The following is a 14369-nucleotide window of genomic DNA, read 5'->3' as shown; positions in this document are numbered from 1 at the left end:
AGATTATAACGGGTCTACCTTCAGGCAGGAAACCGCATGTCGGAAACTCCCCTCCAGCACCGGCCGCGTTTTCGCGCATTCTGGCCCGGCGATGGGGCAACGCGTACGGAAAACACACCCCGACGGCGGGTTTATCGGCGACGGCAGCTCCCCTTCCAGCAGCTGTATGGTTTTGTTCTTTTCCAGATCCGGGTCTGGAATCGGCACCGCGGACATCAGCGCTTTGGTATAGGGGTGCAGCGGATTGTGGTACACCTCATTATACGTGCCCAGCTCTACCGCATGGCCCAGATACATCACCAGAACGCGATCGGAAATATGCTTCACCACCGCCAGATCGTGGGCGATAAAGATCAGCGACAGGCCCATTTCTCGCTGCAGCTGCTGCAGCAGGTTAACAACCTGCGCTTGAATCGAGACGTCCAGCGCCGAGACCGGCTCATCGCAGATAATCAGCTTCGGCTCAAGGATCAGCGCACGAGCGATACCGATACGCTGACACTGCCCGCCGGAAAACTCGTGCGGATAGCGGTTAATCAGGTTCGGCAACAGACCCACTTTCATCATCATCGCTTTCACGCGGTCACGCACTTCCTGACGCGACATTTTTGGATGATAGGTGCGCAGCGGCTCGGCAATAATTTCACCGATCGTCATACGTGGGTTCAGCGAAGCCAGCGGATCCTGGAAGATCATCTGGATATCGCTGCGAACATCGCGCCACTCTTCCTGCTTCATGCCCAGCAGATCTTTGCCAAGCCAGGCGACTTTACCGTCGGTCGCCTTCACCAGACCAATAATCGCCCGGGCAAAGGTCGATTTACCGCAGCCGGATTCCCCGACCACCCCCAGCGTTTCGCCCTCGTAGAGACGCAGCGTGACGCCATCCACCGCTTTCAGCGTTTTGGCCGGCTGCCAGAACCATTGCCTGCCATCCTTAATATCAAAGTGGACCTTCAGATCGGCAATTTCGAGCAGGACTTTTCTTTGTTCCGTAACGGCGTTCATAGCAGATCCCCGACTGGTTGAAAGCAGGCGCGCAGGCGGCCCGGTGCAAACTCCTCCAGAGGTGGAGCGCTATAACAAATCTCCATTGCGTGCGGGCAACGCGGCTGGAACGGGCAACCTTTCGGCAGGCGCAGCAAGTTTGGCGGGTTGCCCGGAATGGTCAACAGCGACTCGCCCTCGGCGTCCAGACGCGGAACCGCATTCAGCAAGCCGATAGAGTACGGATGCGAAGGATGATAAAAGACATCCCGCGCCATGCCGTATTCCATGGTTCGCCCGGCATACATCACCAGCACTTTGTCGCAGATCCCGGCGACAACGCCGAGATCGTGGGTAATCATAATGATCGCCGTATTGAACTCGCGCTTAAGCTCGTTCAACAGGGTCATGATTTGCGCCTGGACCGTGACATCCAGAGCGGTGGTCGGCTCATCGGCAATCAGCAGTTTAGGCCGGCACAGCAACGCCATCGCAATCATCACGCGCTGGCGCATCCCGCCGGAGAACTCGTGCGGATACATTTTCATGCGCTTGCGCGCTTCCGGCATCTTTACCGCATCCAGCATTTTCACCGACTCTTCAAACGCTTCGGCTTTTCCCAGACTTTTATGCAACATCAGGACTTCCATCAGCTGCTCACCCACCCGCATATACGGGTTCAGGGAGGTCATCGGGTCCTGGAATATCATTGAAATTTGTTCGGCGCGAAGCTTATTCAGATCGCGCTCCGGCAGATTGAGAATCTGGCGGCCGTTAAACAGCGCCGACCCGCCAATCTGACCGTTGGAGGCCAGCAGGCCCATTAAAGCAAACGCGGTCTGCGACTTACCGGACCCCGATTCGCCAACGATGCCCAGCGTTTCCCCGGCCCGCAGGTTAAAATTGAGGTCGTTCACCGCCGTGACATCGCCATCCGGCGTTTTGAACGTGACGCGGAGATCTTTGACATCCAGCAGCAGGCCAGATTGTTGCTGTGCCTGCGGCGCTTTTGCCGTTTCAATTGTGTTCATGACGGCGCTCCTTAGCGATCTTTCGGGTCGAGGGCATCACGCAGGCCATCGCCGATAAAGTTAAAACAGAACAGCGTCACCACCAGGAAACCCGCCGGGAACAGCAGCAGCCACGGCGACACTTCCATAGAGTTCGCGCCATCGCTGAGCAATGCCCCCCAGCTGCTCAGGGGTTCCTGAGTCCCCAGACCAAGGAAGCTTAAGAAGGATTCAAACAGGATCATGCTCGGTACCAGCAGCGAGGCGTACACCACCACCACACCCAGTACGTTAGGCACGATATGACGAACCACAATACTGAATGTTGAAACACCGCCGACCTGCGCCGCTTCGATAAACTCTTTGCGCTTCAGGCTCAGCGTCTGGCCGCGAACAATACGCGCCATATCCAGCCAGGAGACCATCCCGATGGCAACGAAAATCAGCAGGATGTTCTGGCCAAAGAAGGTGACGAGCAGGATAACGAAGAACATAAACGGGAAGGAGTTGAGGATCTCCAGCAGGCGCATCATCACAGAATCGACTTTGCCGCCCAGGTAGCCGGAAAGTGAGCCGTAGAGCGTACCGAGAACCACCGCCACCAGCGCCGCGGCCACCCCGACCATCAGCGAGATGCGCCCGCCGATAGCGACGCGAACCAGCAGGTCGCGGCCGGAAGAGTCGGTACCAAAGTAGTGGCTGGATGTCGTATCCGGCGCACTGGACATCATGCCCCAGTCGGTATCGAAGTAGGAGAACTGCGACACCATCGGCGCAATAGTCACAAACAGCGCGATAATCACCAGCACAATCAGGCTGGCCACGGCGGCACGGTTATGCATGAAGCGACGGCGGGCATCCTGCCACAAACTACGTCCTTCGACTTCCAGCTTTTCACTGAAGTTTTCCAACGCCTCGTTGCTTTTCTTACTTAACATCATGGCGAACTCCAGCCTCAATAGCGAATCTTCGGATCGATAACGGCATACAGCACGTCAACAATCGCGTTAAACAGAATAGTCAGCGCACCGACCAGAATTGTCAGGCTCAGCACCAGCGAATAGTCACGGTTAAGCGCGCCATTGACAAACAGCTGACCAATACCCGGAAGACCGTAGATCGTTTCGATAACCATCGAGCCGGTGATGATCCCGACGAAAGCGGGCCCCATATAAGAAAGAACCGGCAACAGAGCGGGTTTCAGCGCATGGCGCAAAATAATGCGCCGCATCGGCAGCCCTTTCGCTCGCGCGGTGCGGATAAAGTTGGAATGCAGGACCTCAATCATTGAGCCGCGGGTAATACGCGCGATACTGGCGATATAGGCTAACGACAAGGCCACCATCGGCAGAATCATAAATTTCAGCGCCCCGCCGTTCCAGCCGCCGCCGGGCAACCAGTGCAGCGTGATGGCGAAGATCATCACCAGCAGCGGCGCAACCACGAAACTGGGTATCACCACGCCGGTCATTGCCACCCCCATGACCGCATAATCCCATTTCGTATTCTGCTTCAGGGCCGCAATAACCCCTGCCGTCACGCCGAGAACCACCGCCAGCAGGAAAGCAGCAAGCCCTAATTTAGCGGAAACCGGGAAGCTCGACGCCACCAGATCGTTGACCGAGTAGTCTTTATATTTAAAAGAGGGACCGAAATCACCGTGCGCCAGCTGCTTCAGATAATTGAAGTACTGGGTCATGATGGGGTCGTTTAAATGGTATTTGGCTTCAATATTCGCCATCACTTCCGGCGGCAACGTGCGTTCACCGGTAAATGGACTTCCCGGCGCAAGGCGCATCATGAAGAAAGAGATGGTAATAAGAATAAATAGCGTCGGAATCGCTTCCAGACAGCGACGAAAAATAAATTTTAACATTGCCCGTACCTTCTGGCCTGTGCCTATCGAGTGCGATGAATTCAGACACGGTGGGGCAAGCGTCGCCTGCCCCACGTATTGCCATTAATGTTTGATAATATAAAGATTTTTAACGTAGATATTATCTAACGGGTCTTTACCGGTATAGCCACCCACCCACGGTTTAACCAGACGGGCGTTGACGTAATAGAAGACCGGCACGATCACAGAATCTTTATCGAGCTGCTGTTCCGCCTGCGCATACAGGTCTGCACGCTTCGCGTCATCATTAGTTTGTAATGTTTCTGCGATAATTTTATCGAAAGCCGGGCTCTTATAATGAGAGGTGTTATTTGAGCTGTCGCTCAGCATCGTATTCAGGAATGAGGTCGGTTCGTTGTAATCCGCACACCAGCCAGCACGCGCTACGTCGAAGGTCCCCTGATGACGATTATCGAGGAAGGTTTTCCATTCCTGATTTTCCAGCTTGACGTTGGCGCCCAGGTTTTTCTTCCAGATAGAGGCGACGGCAATAGCCAGTTTTTTATGCAGGTCGGAAGTGTTATACAGTAAATTAAAGGTCAGCGGCTTATCGGCGGTATATCCGGCTTCGGCCAGCAGTTTTTTCGCCTCTTCGTTACGCTTGTCCTGAGACCAGGTAAACCATTCTGGTTTGACAACCTTCATGCCATCGGTATACGGCGGCGTATAGCTATAGGCCGGCAGGTCGCCCTGATTCTTCACTTTATTCACGATAATATCGCGATCCAGCGCCATTTTCAGCGCGGTACGGACGCGCACATCGGTAAACGGTGCTTTCTGGTTATTAATTTCGTAGTAATAGGTGCAGAGATACGGGTCAACGTGTACTTCTTGCGGGATCTCTTTTTTCAGTTTCTGGAACAGTTCAATCGGCATGTTGTTATAGGTCATGTCGATTTCACCGCTGCGGTAGCGGTTAACATCGGTCACTTCGGAAGAGATCGGCAGGTAGGTGACCTGATTAATGACGGTTTTTGCGTTATCCCAGTATTGCGGATTACGTTCAAGCACAATACGTTCGTTAACAACCCAGTCTTTCAGCTTATAAGCACCGTTGGTCACGATATTAGCTGGCTGGGTCCATTTCTCGCCATATTTTTCGATGGCGGCTTTCGGCACCGGAGAAACGGATGGGTGCACGAGGAGTTTATAGAAATAAGGAACCGGTTCGCTCAGCGTGACTTCGAAGGTTTTATCATCAATCGCTTTGACGCCCAGATCGGTGATCGGTTTTTTGCCCGCGATAATGTCATCCACATTCAGCAAGTGGCCATATTGCAGGTAGCTTGCATAAGGTGAAGCGGTTTTCGGATCCGCCAGACGCTGCCAGCTATAGACGAAATCCTGCGCGGTAACCGGCGTGCCATCAGACCATTTCGCATCTTTACGCAGATGGAAGGTCCAGACTTTAAAATCCTTATTATCCCAGGATTCTGCGACCCCAGGGATCGGGTGGCCTTGAATATCGCCAATCACTAACCCTTCAAACAAATCGCGGTTAATGTTGGATTCCGGAACGCCTTCAATTTTATGCGGGTCGAGGGATTGCACTTCCGCGCCATTATTACGTACCAGCGATTGTTTATCCGCCAGCTGTACCCCAGCAGGTACATCCGCTGCCATGGCAACATTCGCGGTAATTAGCGCGGACAGAATCCCCGCGGCTACCAGACTTTTTTTGGTGATGATGGTCATTGTGTTGTTACTCCATTCATTATAATTACTGGTTATTTAACCAGCCTGTTCTTTTCCCCATACGGGATTCTGTACAGTGCAGGAGTTTATGCTGCTGTCAGAGTTTACTGCTTGCTATCACCGACTTAATTTATTACGACCGCTCAAACGGCGACCTTGACGTCGATTCTTTCATCCCCTGTCGCGGGGCGGTTTCAGCCACAACGAGTTATTTAATAATGATTCTCATTTATGGGCATTTGTTCAGTTAGCGATCACGGCGGAAAGTACCAAAAGGTCGTATCATCCGCCAATGCAATTTGCAAATATGTTACCGGATTCTCTTTTATGGTTTTTTCTACGCCGTTATCTGGCCCTGTCTTTTGGCGAAAAAATCATTAAAGATGTTATTTTTCATACAGATAATTTCAACAACCTGTTGCGGATGCCGCCAAACCACGCGGAGATGCATTTTTGTACAAAAATTTAACAATCGGTTATTATTTAGCACATTCATCTGCCCCGGTTATGAAATTACTAATATCATTTCAATTATGCGACGGCAAGCACCAGAGAATGATGTGAAGAAAATAACAGTGGTGAAGGTGTAAGAAAAGGAGAGGAAATGAACAGAAAGTTAGTTAAGATAATGATAAATAACAGTATTTATTAATATCACAGAAAGCTATCGTGCACGGCCATATCTGTTTCATTGATAACTTTTGCTAATAAAGCAAAGCGGAGCGCCCGGCTCCGCATCGCCCGGGCTCGTTTAATTAACCAGACCAGGAAACAGCGCTTTGATACCGGTGACGATAAACTCAATCCCCAGCGCCATCAGCAACAGCCCCATAATACGCGTGATGACGTTGATACCGGTCTGGCCTAACAAGCGCACCAGCCACGGCGCCATGCGGAAAATCCCCCAGCAGCATAAGGCAAACAGGGCAATCGCAATCGAGAACCCCAAAAGGTAGGTTACCGTGTGGTAGCGCGTTCCCCAGACGATAGTCGAGCTGATTGCGCCCGGCCCTGCCATCAACGGCAGCGCCAGCGGCACGACGCCGATACTTTCCCGAATCGCGGTTTCTGATTTTTCCTGCTTATTTTGTTTATCCTCGCCGAGCTTGCCGCTTATCATCGACATCGCAATCGTCACGACCAGGATCCCGCCGGCAATGCGGAATGAATCAATAGAGATGCCGAAAATTTGCAAAATCGAGTCACCGAGAAAGAGCGACGTCAGCAGAATAATGGCCACCGAAAGATTCGCCGTCAGGTTGGTCTTATTGCGGATCGCGGCCGTCTGGTAACTGGTCATACTAATGAAGACCGGGATGATGCCAACCGGGTTAACCAGCGCAAATAGCCCGATGAAAAACTTGAAGTAAGTTGAAAAATCAAACAACGGTAGAGTCACAGTGCGCTCCGCAGCATCATTAAAAATGGCTGTTGACAGTTAACCACATAAAATATTCGCGCAGAAGATACGCTTTTTAGCAGCATAATTCATCACAAATATACCTATAACGACGCCAGAATGGCATGTTATATATTTGTTTACCGCCGTTACTTATTCACTAAGTTTGCATACCTATTATTACACTTGATTTGACCGGTCAAAAAACAGCCTGCTGAAAGGTGTCAGCTTGAAGCAAACTTGATCTAAATCACGTAAATTGTACTCAGAAGTGAGTAACCTTGTTGACACCAAAAGAGTGCAGCATAGCGGTCTCTGAGCATTAAAAGATCGAGCTTCTTTAGTAAATCAACGCAGCCAGCGGCGCCAGAAAACGGCACCTTAACATTTAGATGCAAGCTGTTAACAGCCTGTCTATACTGTCGAATCGAGCTACTGATTTACTAAAAAAGTTTAACATTATCAGGAGAGCATTATGGCTGTTACTAATGTCGCTGAACTTAACGCACTCGTCGAGCGCGTAAAAAAAGCCCAGCGTGAATATGCCAGTTTCACTCAAGAACAAGTTGACAAGATATTCCGTGCTGCCGCCTTGGCCGCCGCAGATGCTCGAATCCCTCTCGCCAAAATGGCCGTAGCCGAATCCGGCATGGGCATTGTCGAAGACAAGGTTATCAAAAACCACTTCGCTTCCGAATATATCTATAACGCATATAAAGATGAAAAGACCTGCGGTGTTCTCTCTGAAGACGACACCTTCGGGACTATCACCATCGCCGAACCCATCGGTATTATCTGCGGTATCGTTCCGACGACTAACCCGACGTCCACAGCAATCTTTAAATCCCTGATCAGCCTGAAAACGCGTAACGCAATTATCTTCTCTCCACATCCGCGTGCGAAAGATGCCACCAACAAAGCAGCAGATATCGTTCTGCAGGCGGCTATCGCCGCAGGCGCGCCGAAAGATCTGATCGGTTGGATTGACCAGCCTTCTGTTGAGCTGTCTAACGCGCTGATGCATCACCCTGACATTAACCTGATCCTCGCGACCGGTGGTCCAGGCATGGTTAAAGCCGCTTATAGCTCCGGTAAACCGGCTATCGGCGTAGGTGCAGGTAACACGCCGGTTGTTATTGATGAAACGGCTGACGTCAAACGTGCGGTCGCTTCCGTACTGATGTCTAAAACCTTTGATAACGGCGTTATCTGTGCGTCTGAGCAGTCAGTTGTCGTTGTCGACTCGGTCTATGATGCTGTTCGCGAACGTTTCGCCAGCCACGGCGGCTACCTGCTGCAGGGTAAAGAGCTGAAAGCCGTTCAGGACATCATCCTGAAAAATGGCGCACTGAACGCCGCAATCGTCGGTCAACCGGCCTACAAAATTGCTGAACTGGCAGGCTTCACCGTTCCGGCCACCACCAAAATTCTGATTGGTGAAGTGACTGACGTTGATGAAAGCGAGCCGTTTGCTCACGAAAAACTGTCTCCGACGCTGGCGATGTACCGCGCGAAGAACTTTGAAGACGCTGTTGATAAAGCTGAAAAACTGGTGGCGATGGGCGGTATCGGTCATACCTCTTGCCTGTACACCGACCAGGACAACCAGCCAGCTCGCGTTGCGCACTTCGGCCAGAAGATGAAAACCGCACGTATCCTGATTAACACCCCGGCTTCTCAGGGTGGTATCGGTGACCTGTACAACTTTAAACTCGCGCCTTCCCTGACTCTGGGTTGTGGTTCCTGGGGTGGTAACTCCATCTCCGAAAACGTTGGTCCGAAACACCTGATCAACAAGAAAACCGTTGCTAAGCGAGCTGAAAACATGTTGTGGCACAAACTTCCGAAATCTATCTACTTCCGTCGTGGCTCACTGCCAATTGCACTGGATGAAGTGATTACTGATGGTCACAAACGCGCGTTGATTGTGACTGACCGCTTCCTGTTCAACAACGGTTATGCAGACCAGATCACCTCCGTGCTGAAAGCATCCGGTGTTGAGACTGAAGTCTTCTTCGAAGTTGAAGCTGACCCGACCCTGAGCGTAGTACGTAAAGGCGCGGATCTGGCTAACTCCTTCAAACCGGACGTTATCATCGCCCTGGGCGGCGGTTCCCCGATGGATGCCGCGAAAATCATGTGGGTCATGTACGAACATCCGGAAACCCACTTCGAAGACCTGGCGCTGCGCTTTATGGACATCCGTAAACGTATCTACAAGTTCCCGAAAATGGGCGTGAAAGCGAAGATGATCGCCGTCACCACCACTTCCGGCACCGGTTCTGAAGTAACGCCGTTCGCCGTTGTTACCGACGATGCGACCGGTCAGAAATATCCGCTGGCTGACTACGCGCTGACTCCGGATGTGGCGATTGTTGATGCTAACCTCGTGATGGACATGCCGAAGTCCCTGTGTGCCTTCGGTGGTCTTGACGCCGTGACCCACGCCCTGGAAGCTTATGTTTCCGTACTGGCATCTGAGTTCTCTGACGGTCAGGCTCTGCAGGCACTGAAACTGCTGAAAGAGTACCTGCCAGCATCCTACCACGAAGGTTCTAAGAACCCGGTAGCACGTGAGCGTGTGCACAGTGCAGCGACTATCGCCGGTATCGCGTTTGCTAACGCCTTCCTCGGCGTATGTCACTCCATGGCGCATAAACTGGGTTCTCAGTTCCACATTCCGCACGGTCTGGCTAACGCCCTGCTGATTTGTAACGTGATTCGTTACAATGCGAATGACAACCCAACCAAGCAGACTGCATTCAGCCAGTACGACCGTCCGCAGGCACGCCGTCGTTACGCTGAAATCGCCGATCACCTGGGTCTGAGCGCGCCTGGCGACCGTACCGCAGCGAAAATTGAAAAACTGCTGGCATGGCTGGAAAGCCTGAAGGCTGAGCTGGGTATTCCTAAGTCTATCCGTGAAGCTGGCGTACAGGAAGCTGACTTCCTGGCCAACGTTGACAAGCTGTCTGAAGATGCATTCGATGACCAGTGCACCGGCGCTAACCCGCGCTACCCGCTGATTGCCGAGCTGAAACAGATTCTGCTGGATACCTTCTACGGTAACGACTTCAGCGAAGGTGAAACTGCCGCGAAGAAAGAAACCGCAGCAGCGCCGAAAGCCGATAAAAAAGCGAAGAAATCTGCTTAATCGACTCTGATAACACGTGTAAAGGCCCCATCTCCGGATGGGGCCTTTTTTTATCCCATTCTGGCAAAGGATGAGCGCTAACAAACGCCGTTTCCCGCCCCACGTCTTGCAACCCGGATATTTAGTGTGTCCCGGTGGTACCGGAGCCTGGTCAGCCCCGGAACGCCGCCCTCATACCGTGGATACGGCAAAGAGAAGTCCATCGCCAGGAATCGGCAGCAGCAGGCGCGTCAGGCATGACCGCATCAGAGGAAAGGTTGGGCATCTGTTCACAACAACAAGACGCAGCAGGCGCCATACAGGCGCCTGGGAGAGGATTAACCGCTACAGGTCAGCAGGGGCGATGTTTACTCTGCACCCGCGTCAGCGAGCCTTCACTTAACGCTTCTTTATAATGCTTACGGCAAACGGAAACATAGCGCTCATTACCGCCAATCACAACCTGCTCGCCTTCATTATATGGCCGCCCTTCCTGATCGAGACGCAGCACCATACTCGCTTTACGCCCGCAGAAGCAGATCGTTTTTAATTCAACCAGCTTATCGGACCATGCTAATAAATACTGACTGCCAATAAACAACTCGCCACGAAAATCTGTGCGCAGACCGTAACACAGCACCGGAATATCCAGCCGATCGACAACTTCAGACAATTCATGCACCTGCTCGCGGGTCAAAAACTGGCTCTCATCCACCAGGACACAATGAACAGGCTGTTGCACATGTTCGCTCGCAATATCGCTAAAGAGCGATGTCTGAGGGTTAAACAGACGGGCTGGCGATGAGAGGCCAATTCTTGAACTGACCTTACCTGAGCCAAAGCGGTCATCAATCTCGGCGGTATAAACCAGGGCACGCATGCCTCGCTCGTGATAATTGTAAGCCGACTGTAACAAAGCGGTCGACTTACCTGCATTCATTGCAGAATAGTAGAAATAAAGTTGAGCCATCGGCGGCATCACCCCAATCAGTGTGTTTTATCGCGGCAAAATTGTAGCATATTTTCCCGTGCCATCCCCCTTTTGACCATGGGTATAGTGGCATACGCTCTGCTTGCCCCCGGCAGATAGATGACGCTTTTTAATTGAATGCGGGTGTTGGCAATTTGTACAGCCGCTCCCCTTTCCGGCGCCCTGCGATTGTCGTTTTGTGCGAATCGAAGCGCGAGACAGACCGCTATAACGTTTTTTGCTCAGCAGATTATATTAAAGATCGCCGTTACTAATACGCTAATACTCAAGAGGGATATTTATCCCTGCAAAGTATAATTTTACTCCCGACCAGCAGAGAAAAGCATACTATCTCAGGGTTTTAGCTCGGGATTTAGGTCAGGCTATAAGCAAAAAAGATGTGAAGTCACGCGTAGAATTTAACTTAAATTAATTAATTACCACGACAAATAACAAGTAATTTTGAATTCCTTACATTCTACCCTATTGCACATCTGATTATATCGCTCTATTATTAGTCCAACAAACCACCCCACAATATAAGTTTGAGATTACTACAATGAGCGAAGCACTTAAAATTTTGAACAACATCCGTACTCTTCGTGCGCAGGCAAGAGAATGCACCCTTGAAACGCTAGAAGAAATGCTGGAAAAATTAGAAGTTGTCGTTAACGAACGTCGCGAAGAAGAAAGCGCTGCAGCTGCAGAAATTGAAGAGCGTACTCGTAAACTGCAACAATACCGTGAAATGCTGATTGCAGATGGTATTGATCCGAATGAACTGCTGAGCACCATGGCAGCAGTCAAAGCGGGTACTAAAGCTAAACGCGCTGCGCGTCCGGCTAAATACAGCTACGTAGATGAAAACGGCGAAACCAAAACCTGGACAGGTCAAGGTCGCACCCCGGCAGTGATCAAGAAAGCCATGGACGAGCAGGGTAAAACCCTGGACGATTTCCTGCTGTAATCGACGGTTGTATTTGAAAAATCCCGCTTCGGCGGGATTTTTTTTATCTGTCGCCCGCAGATATAAAAAAACCGGGAAACGAAATTCGCCCCCGGTTTATCACTACGCTGAAAACGATTACTTCGCTACGGCTTTTTCCAGCCAGGCTTTAAAATCTGCGCCGAGGGATTTATGGCGCACGCCATATTCCACAAACGCCTGCATATAACCCAGTTTATTACCGCAGTCGTGGCTCTTACCTTTCATATGATAGGCTTCAACCGTCTCTTTCTCGATCAGCATATCGATTGCGTCGGTCAGCTGGATTTCATCCCCGGCTCCCGGAGGCGTTTTTGCCAGCAGCGGCCAAATGTCCGCACTCAGCACATAGCGACCGACGACAGCAAGGTTAGACGGCGCCACGTCGGCTTTCGGCTTCTCAACCACACCGACCATCGGAACGCTTTCACCCGGCTGCAGGGATTCGCCTTTGCAGTCGACAACGCCGTAGGCGGTAACATCAGCAACAGGCTCAACCATAATCTGGCTGGATCCTGTTTCATCAAAACGCGCGATCATTTCAGCCAGGTTATCACGGGAAAGATCGGACTCGTATTCATCCAGAATAACGTCTGGCAGAATAACCGCGACCGGCTCGTCACCCACTACCGGATGCGCGCACAGTACCGCGTGACCAAGACCTTTAGCCAGACCCTGACGGACCTGCATAATGGTGACGTGTGGCGGGCAAATAGACTGAACTTCTTCCAGCAGCTGACGTTTAACACGTTTTTCCAGCATGGCTTCCAGTTCAAAACTGGTATCGAAATGGTTTTCGATAGAGTTTTTAGACGAATGGGTTACCAGAACAATTTCAGTAATTCCGGCTGCAATACATTCGTTAACAACGTACTGAATTAAAGGCTTATCTACCAGTGGCAGCATTTCTTTCGGAATAGCCTTGGTGGCGGGTAGCATCCTGGTACCTAACCCCGCAACCGGGATAACAGCTTTTCTTACTTTAGAATTAAGGGCAGCCATTGAAATCTCCTGGACTGTTCATTTTTTAAACTTTTCGTTAATAATAACGCGTCGAGTATATCAGTCCACTCAGGCAAACCTGGTCTGAAAAGGTTTGTGTTCCCTCGAATTAGGACTTTACTTATAAATCTCAGTGATAGTACCACCGCAAAAGATTACCCGGTAATCCTACCAGCTTAAAAAAACAGGCAACTGCTCATTCCGCAGACAACATCAGCCGTAAACGCCCTCCGGCCCCCCAAATTTGGCACTGCCATGATGCGCAGCGCTGGCTAATTTGGTTGAGATAAGCATTACCCAATGTCCCTAACGGAACGCCATTGCTAATCTGAATTTGATGTTCTCCGGTATTGAGTGTGCCGTTCAGACCTGCCGATACCAATATCAAATTTTTCAGACCGCTATGGTAATAACCCACCAGTAATGGAAATTGCCCAGGTAAATTGGCCTGACGCAGTAATTGGTTCACCTGTTTTAACAGGTTTGCCATCTCCGGCAAGCGCTGCCCCTGATGGGCCAGCTGCTCCTGAAGCAATCCATTAAACAACGCCCGCAGCAACAGCGCTGCAAGCACACCATTATCGCCTGCTCGTGTGACATCCAGACAATAGAAAGCCAGATCATTTTCTGATAGTGGCGCAATATCGAGTACCAGACCGGGTTTATCCGCCGACACCAGCTGACGATAATGAATACGGCACTTCGAAATTTCTTGCTGCACGGGAGGCTGAAGCTCCTGCAATAGCCTTGAGGCCGCGGTAGGGTCGCTAACCAGCGCATCCCAGTCCTCAAACAACCGTTCTTCTTCTTCAACCCGCGAGTTGAACATATTGGGATACAGACAGGCATACACCGTTTCCCGCAGGCGGTTGAAATCTTTTACCGGCTTTAGCAACACATCCTGGACGCCAAGGCGCAACGCCCTGGCAATATCGGCCATATTTTCGGTTGCCGAAATCATCAGAATCGGCAGCGTTTCGCCGCGGTTACGCAGATGTTCCACCAGCTCAAGACCATTCATTCGCGGCATAGAGATGTCGCAAATCATCAGGTCGGGTTTGGACTCGGCCATTTCCTGGAGTGCCTCCACGCCATCCCCCGCCTCAGCCGTTGTCGCGCCCAGTGAGGTGAGCCAGGAGTGCAAGAGTGAGCGGAAAACGGCTTCGTCTTCAACTATCAGAATCAGTTTTCCCGCCAATGGCTGCGTCATGATCTCTCCTCTGGCTGACGATAGTTAAATAGTGGCATGCAATTCACACTATCGCCTGTCAGAATTTACTTAAGTCCTGGT

The 14369-nt window shown here is 51.2% G+C and carries 11 protein-coding genes; 2 read left to right on the top strand and 9 right to left on the bottom strand.

Translation table 11 applies throughout. The features are described 5' to 3' along the window. Positions 1–3 precede the first annotated feature (3 nt). From oppF to Electrica_RS10250, 6 genes are all read right to left on the bottom strand, one after another. On the bottom strand, positions 4–1008 hold the full coding sequence (oppF, locus tag Electrica_RS10275) for a murein tripeptide/oligopeptide ABC transporter ATP-binding protein OppF (protein ID WP_141964414.1): 1005 nt from the start codon (positions 1006–1008) through the stop codon (positions 4–6). Beyond that, positions 1005–2018 carry an ABC transporter ATP-binding protein gene (gene oppD, locus Electrica_RS10270; RefSeq protein ID WP_100682457.1) on the bottom strand — a complete coding sequence of 338 codons (1014 nt, stop codon included), beginning with the start codon at positions 2016–2018 and terminating at the stop codon, positions 1005–1007. The genes oppF and oppD overlap by 4 nt, the downstream gene beginning before the upstream one ends. An 11-nt stretch (positions 2019–2029) precedes the next feature. Further along, positions 2030–2938, bottom strand: coding sequence for an oligopeptide ABC transporter permease OppC (gene oppC, locus Electrica_RS10265; RefSeq protein ID WP_141964413.1), 909 nt, complete (start codon positions 2936–2938; stop codon positions 2030–2032). 14 nt (positions 2939–2952) lie between these two features. Next, complete coding sequence (oppB, locus tag Electrica_RS10260) at positions 2953–3873, bottom strand: oligopeptide ABC transporter permease OppB (RefSeq protein ID WP_004863406.1); 921 nt, start codon at positions 3871–3873, stop codon at positions 2953–2955. 84 nt (positions 3874–3957) lie between these two features. After that, on the bottom strand, positions 3958–5589 hold the full coding sequence (gene oppA / locus Electrica_RS10255) for an oligopeptide ABC transporter substrate-binding protein OppA (RefSeq protein ID WP_131047893.1): 1632 nt from the start codon (positions 5587–5589) through the stop codon (positions 3958–3960). Positions 5590–6340: 751 nt separating this feature from the next. Continuing rightward, on the bottom strand, positions 6341–6988 hold the full coding sequence (locus Electrica_RS10250) for a YchE family NAAT transporter (protein ID WP_131047892.1): 648 nt from the start codon (positions 6986–6988) through the stop codon (positions 6341–6343). A 475-nt stretch (positions 6989–7463) separates the two neighbouring features. Between Electrica_RS10250 and adhE the strand changes: the two genes are divergently transcribed. After that, the gene (adhE, locus tag Electrica_RS10240; RefSeq protein WP_131047891.1) at positions 7464–10142 is read left to right on the top strand and encodes a bifunctional acetaldehyde-CoA/alcohol dehydrogenase; all 2679 of its coding nucleotides are present in this window, start codon (positions 7464–7466) and stop codon (positions 10140–10142) included. Between the two features lie 331 nt (positions 10143–10473). Here adhE and tdk read toward each other — a convergent pair whose 3' ends face one another. Further along, positions 10474–11091, bottom strand: coding sequence for a thymidine kinase (tdk, locus tag Electrica_RS10235; protein ID WP_131047890.1), 618 nt, complete (start codon positions 11089–11091; stop codon positions 10474–10476). 559 nt (positions 11092–11650) lie between these two features. Here tdk and hns point away from each other — a divergent pair. Continuing rightward, the gene (gene hns, locus Electrica_RS10230) at positions 11651–12058 is read left to right on the top strand and encodes a histone-like nucleoid-structuring protein H-NS (protein ID WP_004863421.1); all 408 of its coding nucleotides are present in this window, start codon (positions 11651–11653) and stop codon (positions 12056–12058) included. Positions 12059–12175: 117 nt separating this feature from the next. Here the strand turns inward: hns and galU are convergent, their stop codons facing one another. Both galU and rssB read right to left on the bottom strand, forming a co-directional pair. Then, complete coding sequence (galU, locus tag Electrica_RS10225; RefSeq protein ID WP_100682452.1) at positions 12176–13078, bottom strand: UTP--glucose-1-phosphate uridylyltransferase GalU; 903 nt, start codon at positions 13076–13078, stop codon at positions 12176–12178. Positions 13079–13274: 196 nt separating this feature from the next. Beyond that, entirely contained in the window at positions 13275–14288 is a 1014-nt protein-coding gene (rssB, locus tag Electrica_RS10220; protein WP_100682451.1) for a two-component system response regulator RssB, read from the bottom strand. Positions 14289–14369 lie beyond the last annotated feature (81 nt).

The sequence above is a fragment of the Klebsiella electrica genome (assembly GCF_006711645.1).
Lineage (GTDB): Bacteria > Pseudomonadota > Gammaproteobacteria > Enterobacterales > Enterobacteriaceae > Klebsiella > Klebsiella electrica.
This window is presented reverse-complemented; position numbering and strand designations above follow the sequence as displayed.

What these genes read in the sequence shown, in the direction of transcription:
- oppF (WP_141964414.1), bottom strand. Translation starts at nt 1,008, where the DNA reads ATGAACGCCGTTACGGAACAAAGAAAAGTCCTGCTCGAAATTGCCGAT.
- oppD (WP_100682457.1), bottom strand. Translation starts at nt 2,018, where the DNA reads ATGAACACAATTGAAACGGCAAAAGCGCCGCAGGCACAGCAACAATCT.
- oppC (WP_141964413.1), bottom strand. Translation starts at nt 2,938, where the DNA reads ATGATGTTAAGTAAGAAAAGCAACGAGGCGTTGGAAAACTTCAGTGAA.
- oppB (WP_004863406.1), bottom strand. Translation starts at nt 3,873, where the DNA reads ATGTTAAAATTTATTTTTCGTCGCTGTCTGGAAGCGATTCCGACGCTA.
- oppA (WP_131047893.1), bottom strand. Translation starts at nt 5,589, where the DNA reads ATGACCATCATCACCAAAAAAAGTCTGGTAGCCGCGGGGATTCTGTCC.
- adhE (WP_131047891.1), top strand. Translation starts at nt 7,464, where the DNA reads ATGGCTGTTACTAATGTCGCTGAACTTAACGCACTCGTCGAGCGCGTA.
- tdk (WP_131047890.1), bottom strand. Translation starts at nt 11,091, where the DNA reads ATGGCTCAACTTTATTTCTACTATTCTGCAATGAATGCAGGTAAGTCG.
- hns (WP_004863421.1), top strand. Translation starts at nt 11,651, where the DNA reads ATGAGCGAAGCACTTAAAATTTTGAACAACATCCGTACTCTTCGTGCG.
- galU (WP_100682452.1), bottom strand. Translation starts at nt 13,078, where the DNA reads ATGGCTGCCCTTAATTCTAAAGTAAGAAAAGCTGTTATCCCGGTTGCG.
- rssB (WP_100682451.1), bottom strand. Translation starts at nt 14,288, where the DNA reads ATGACGCAGCCATTGGCGGGAAAACTGATTCTGATAGTTGAAGACGAA.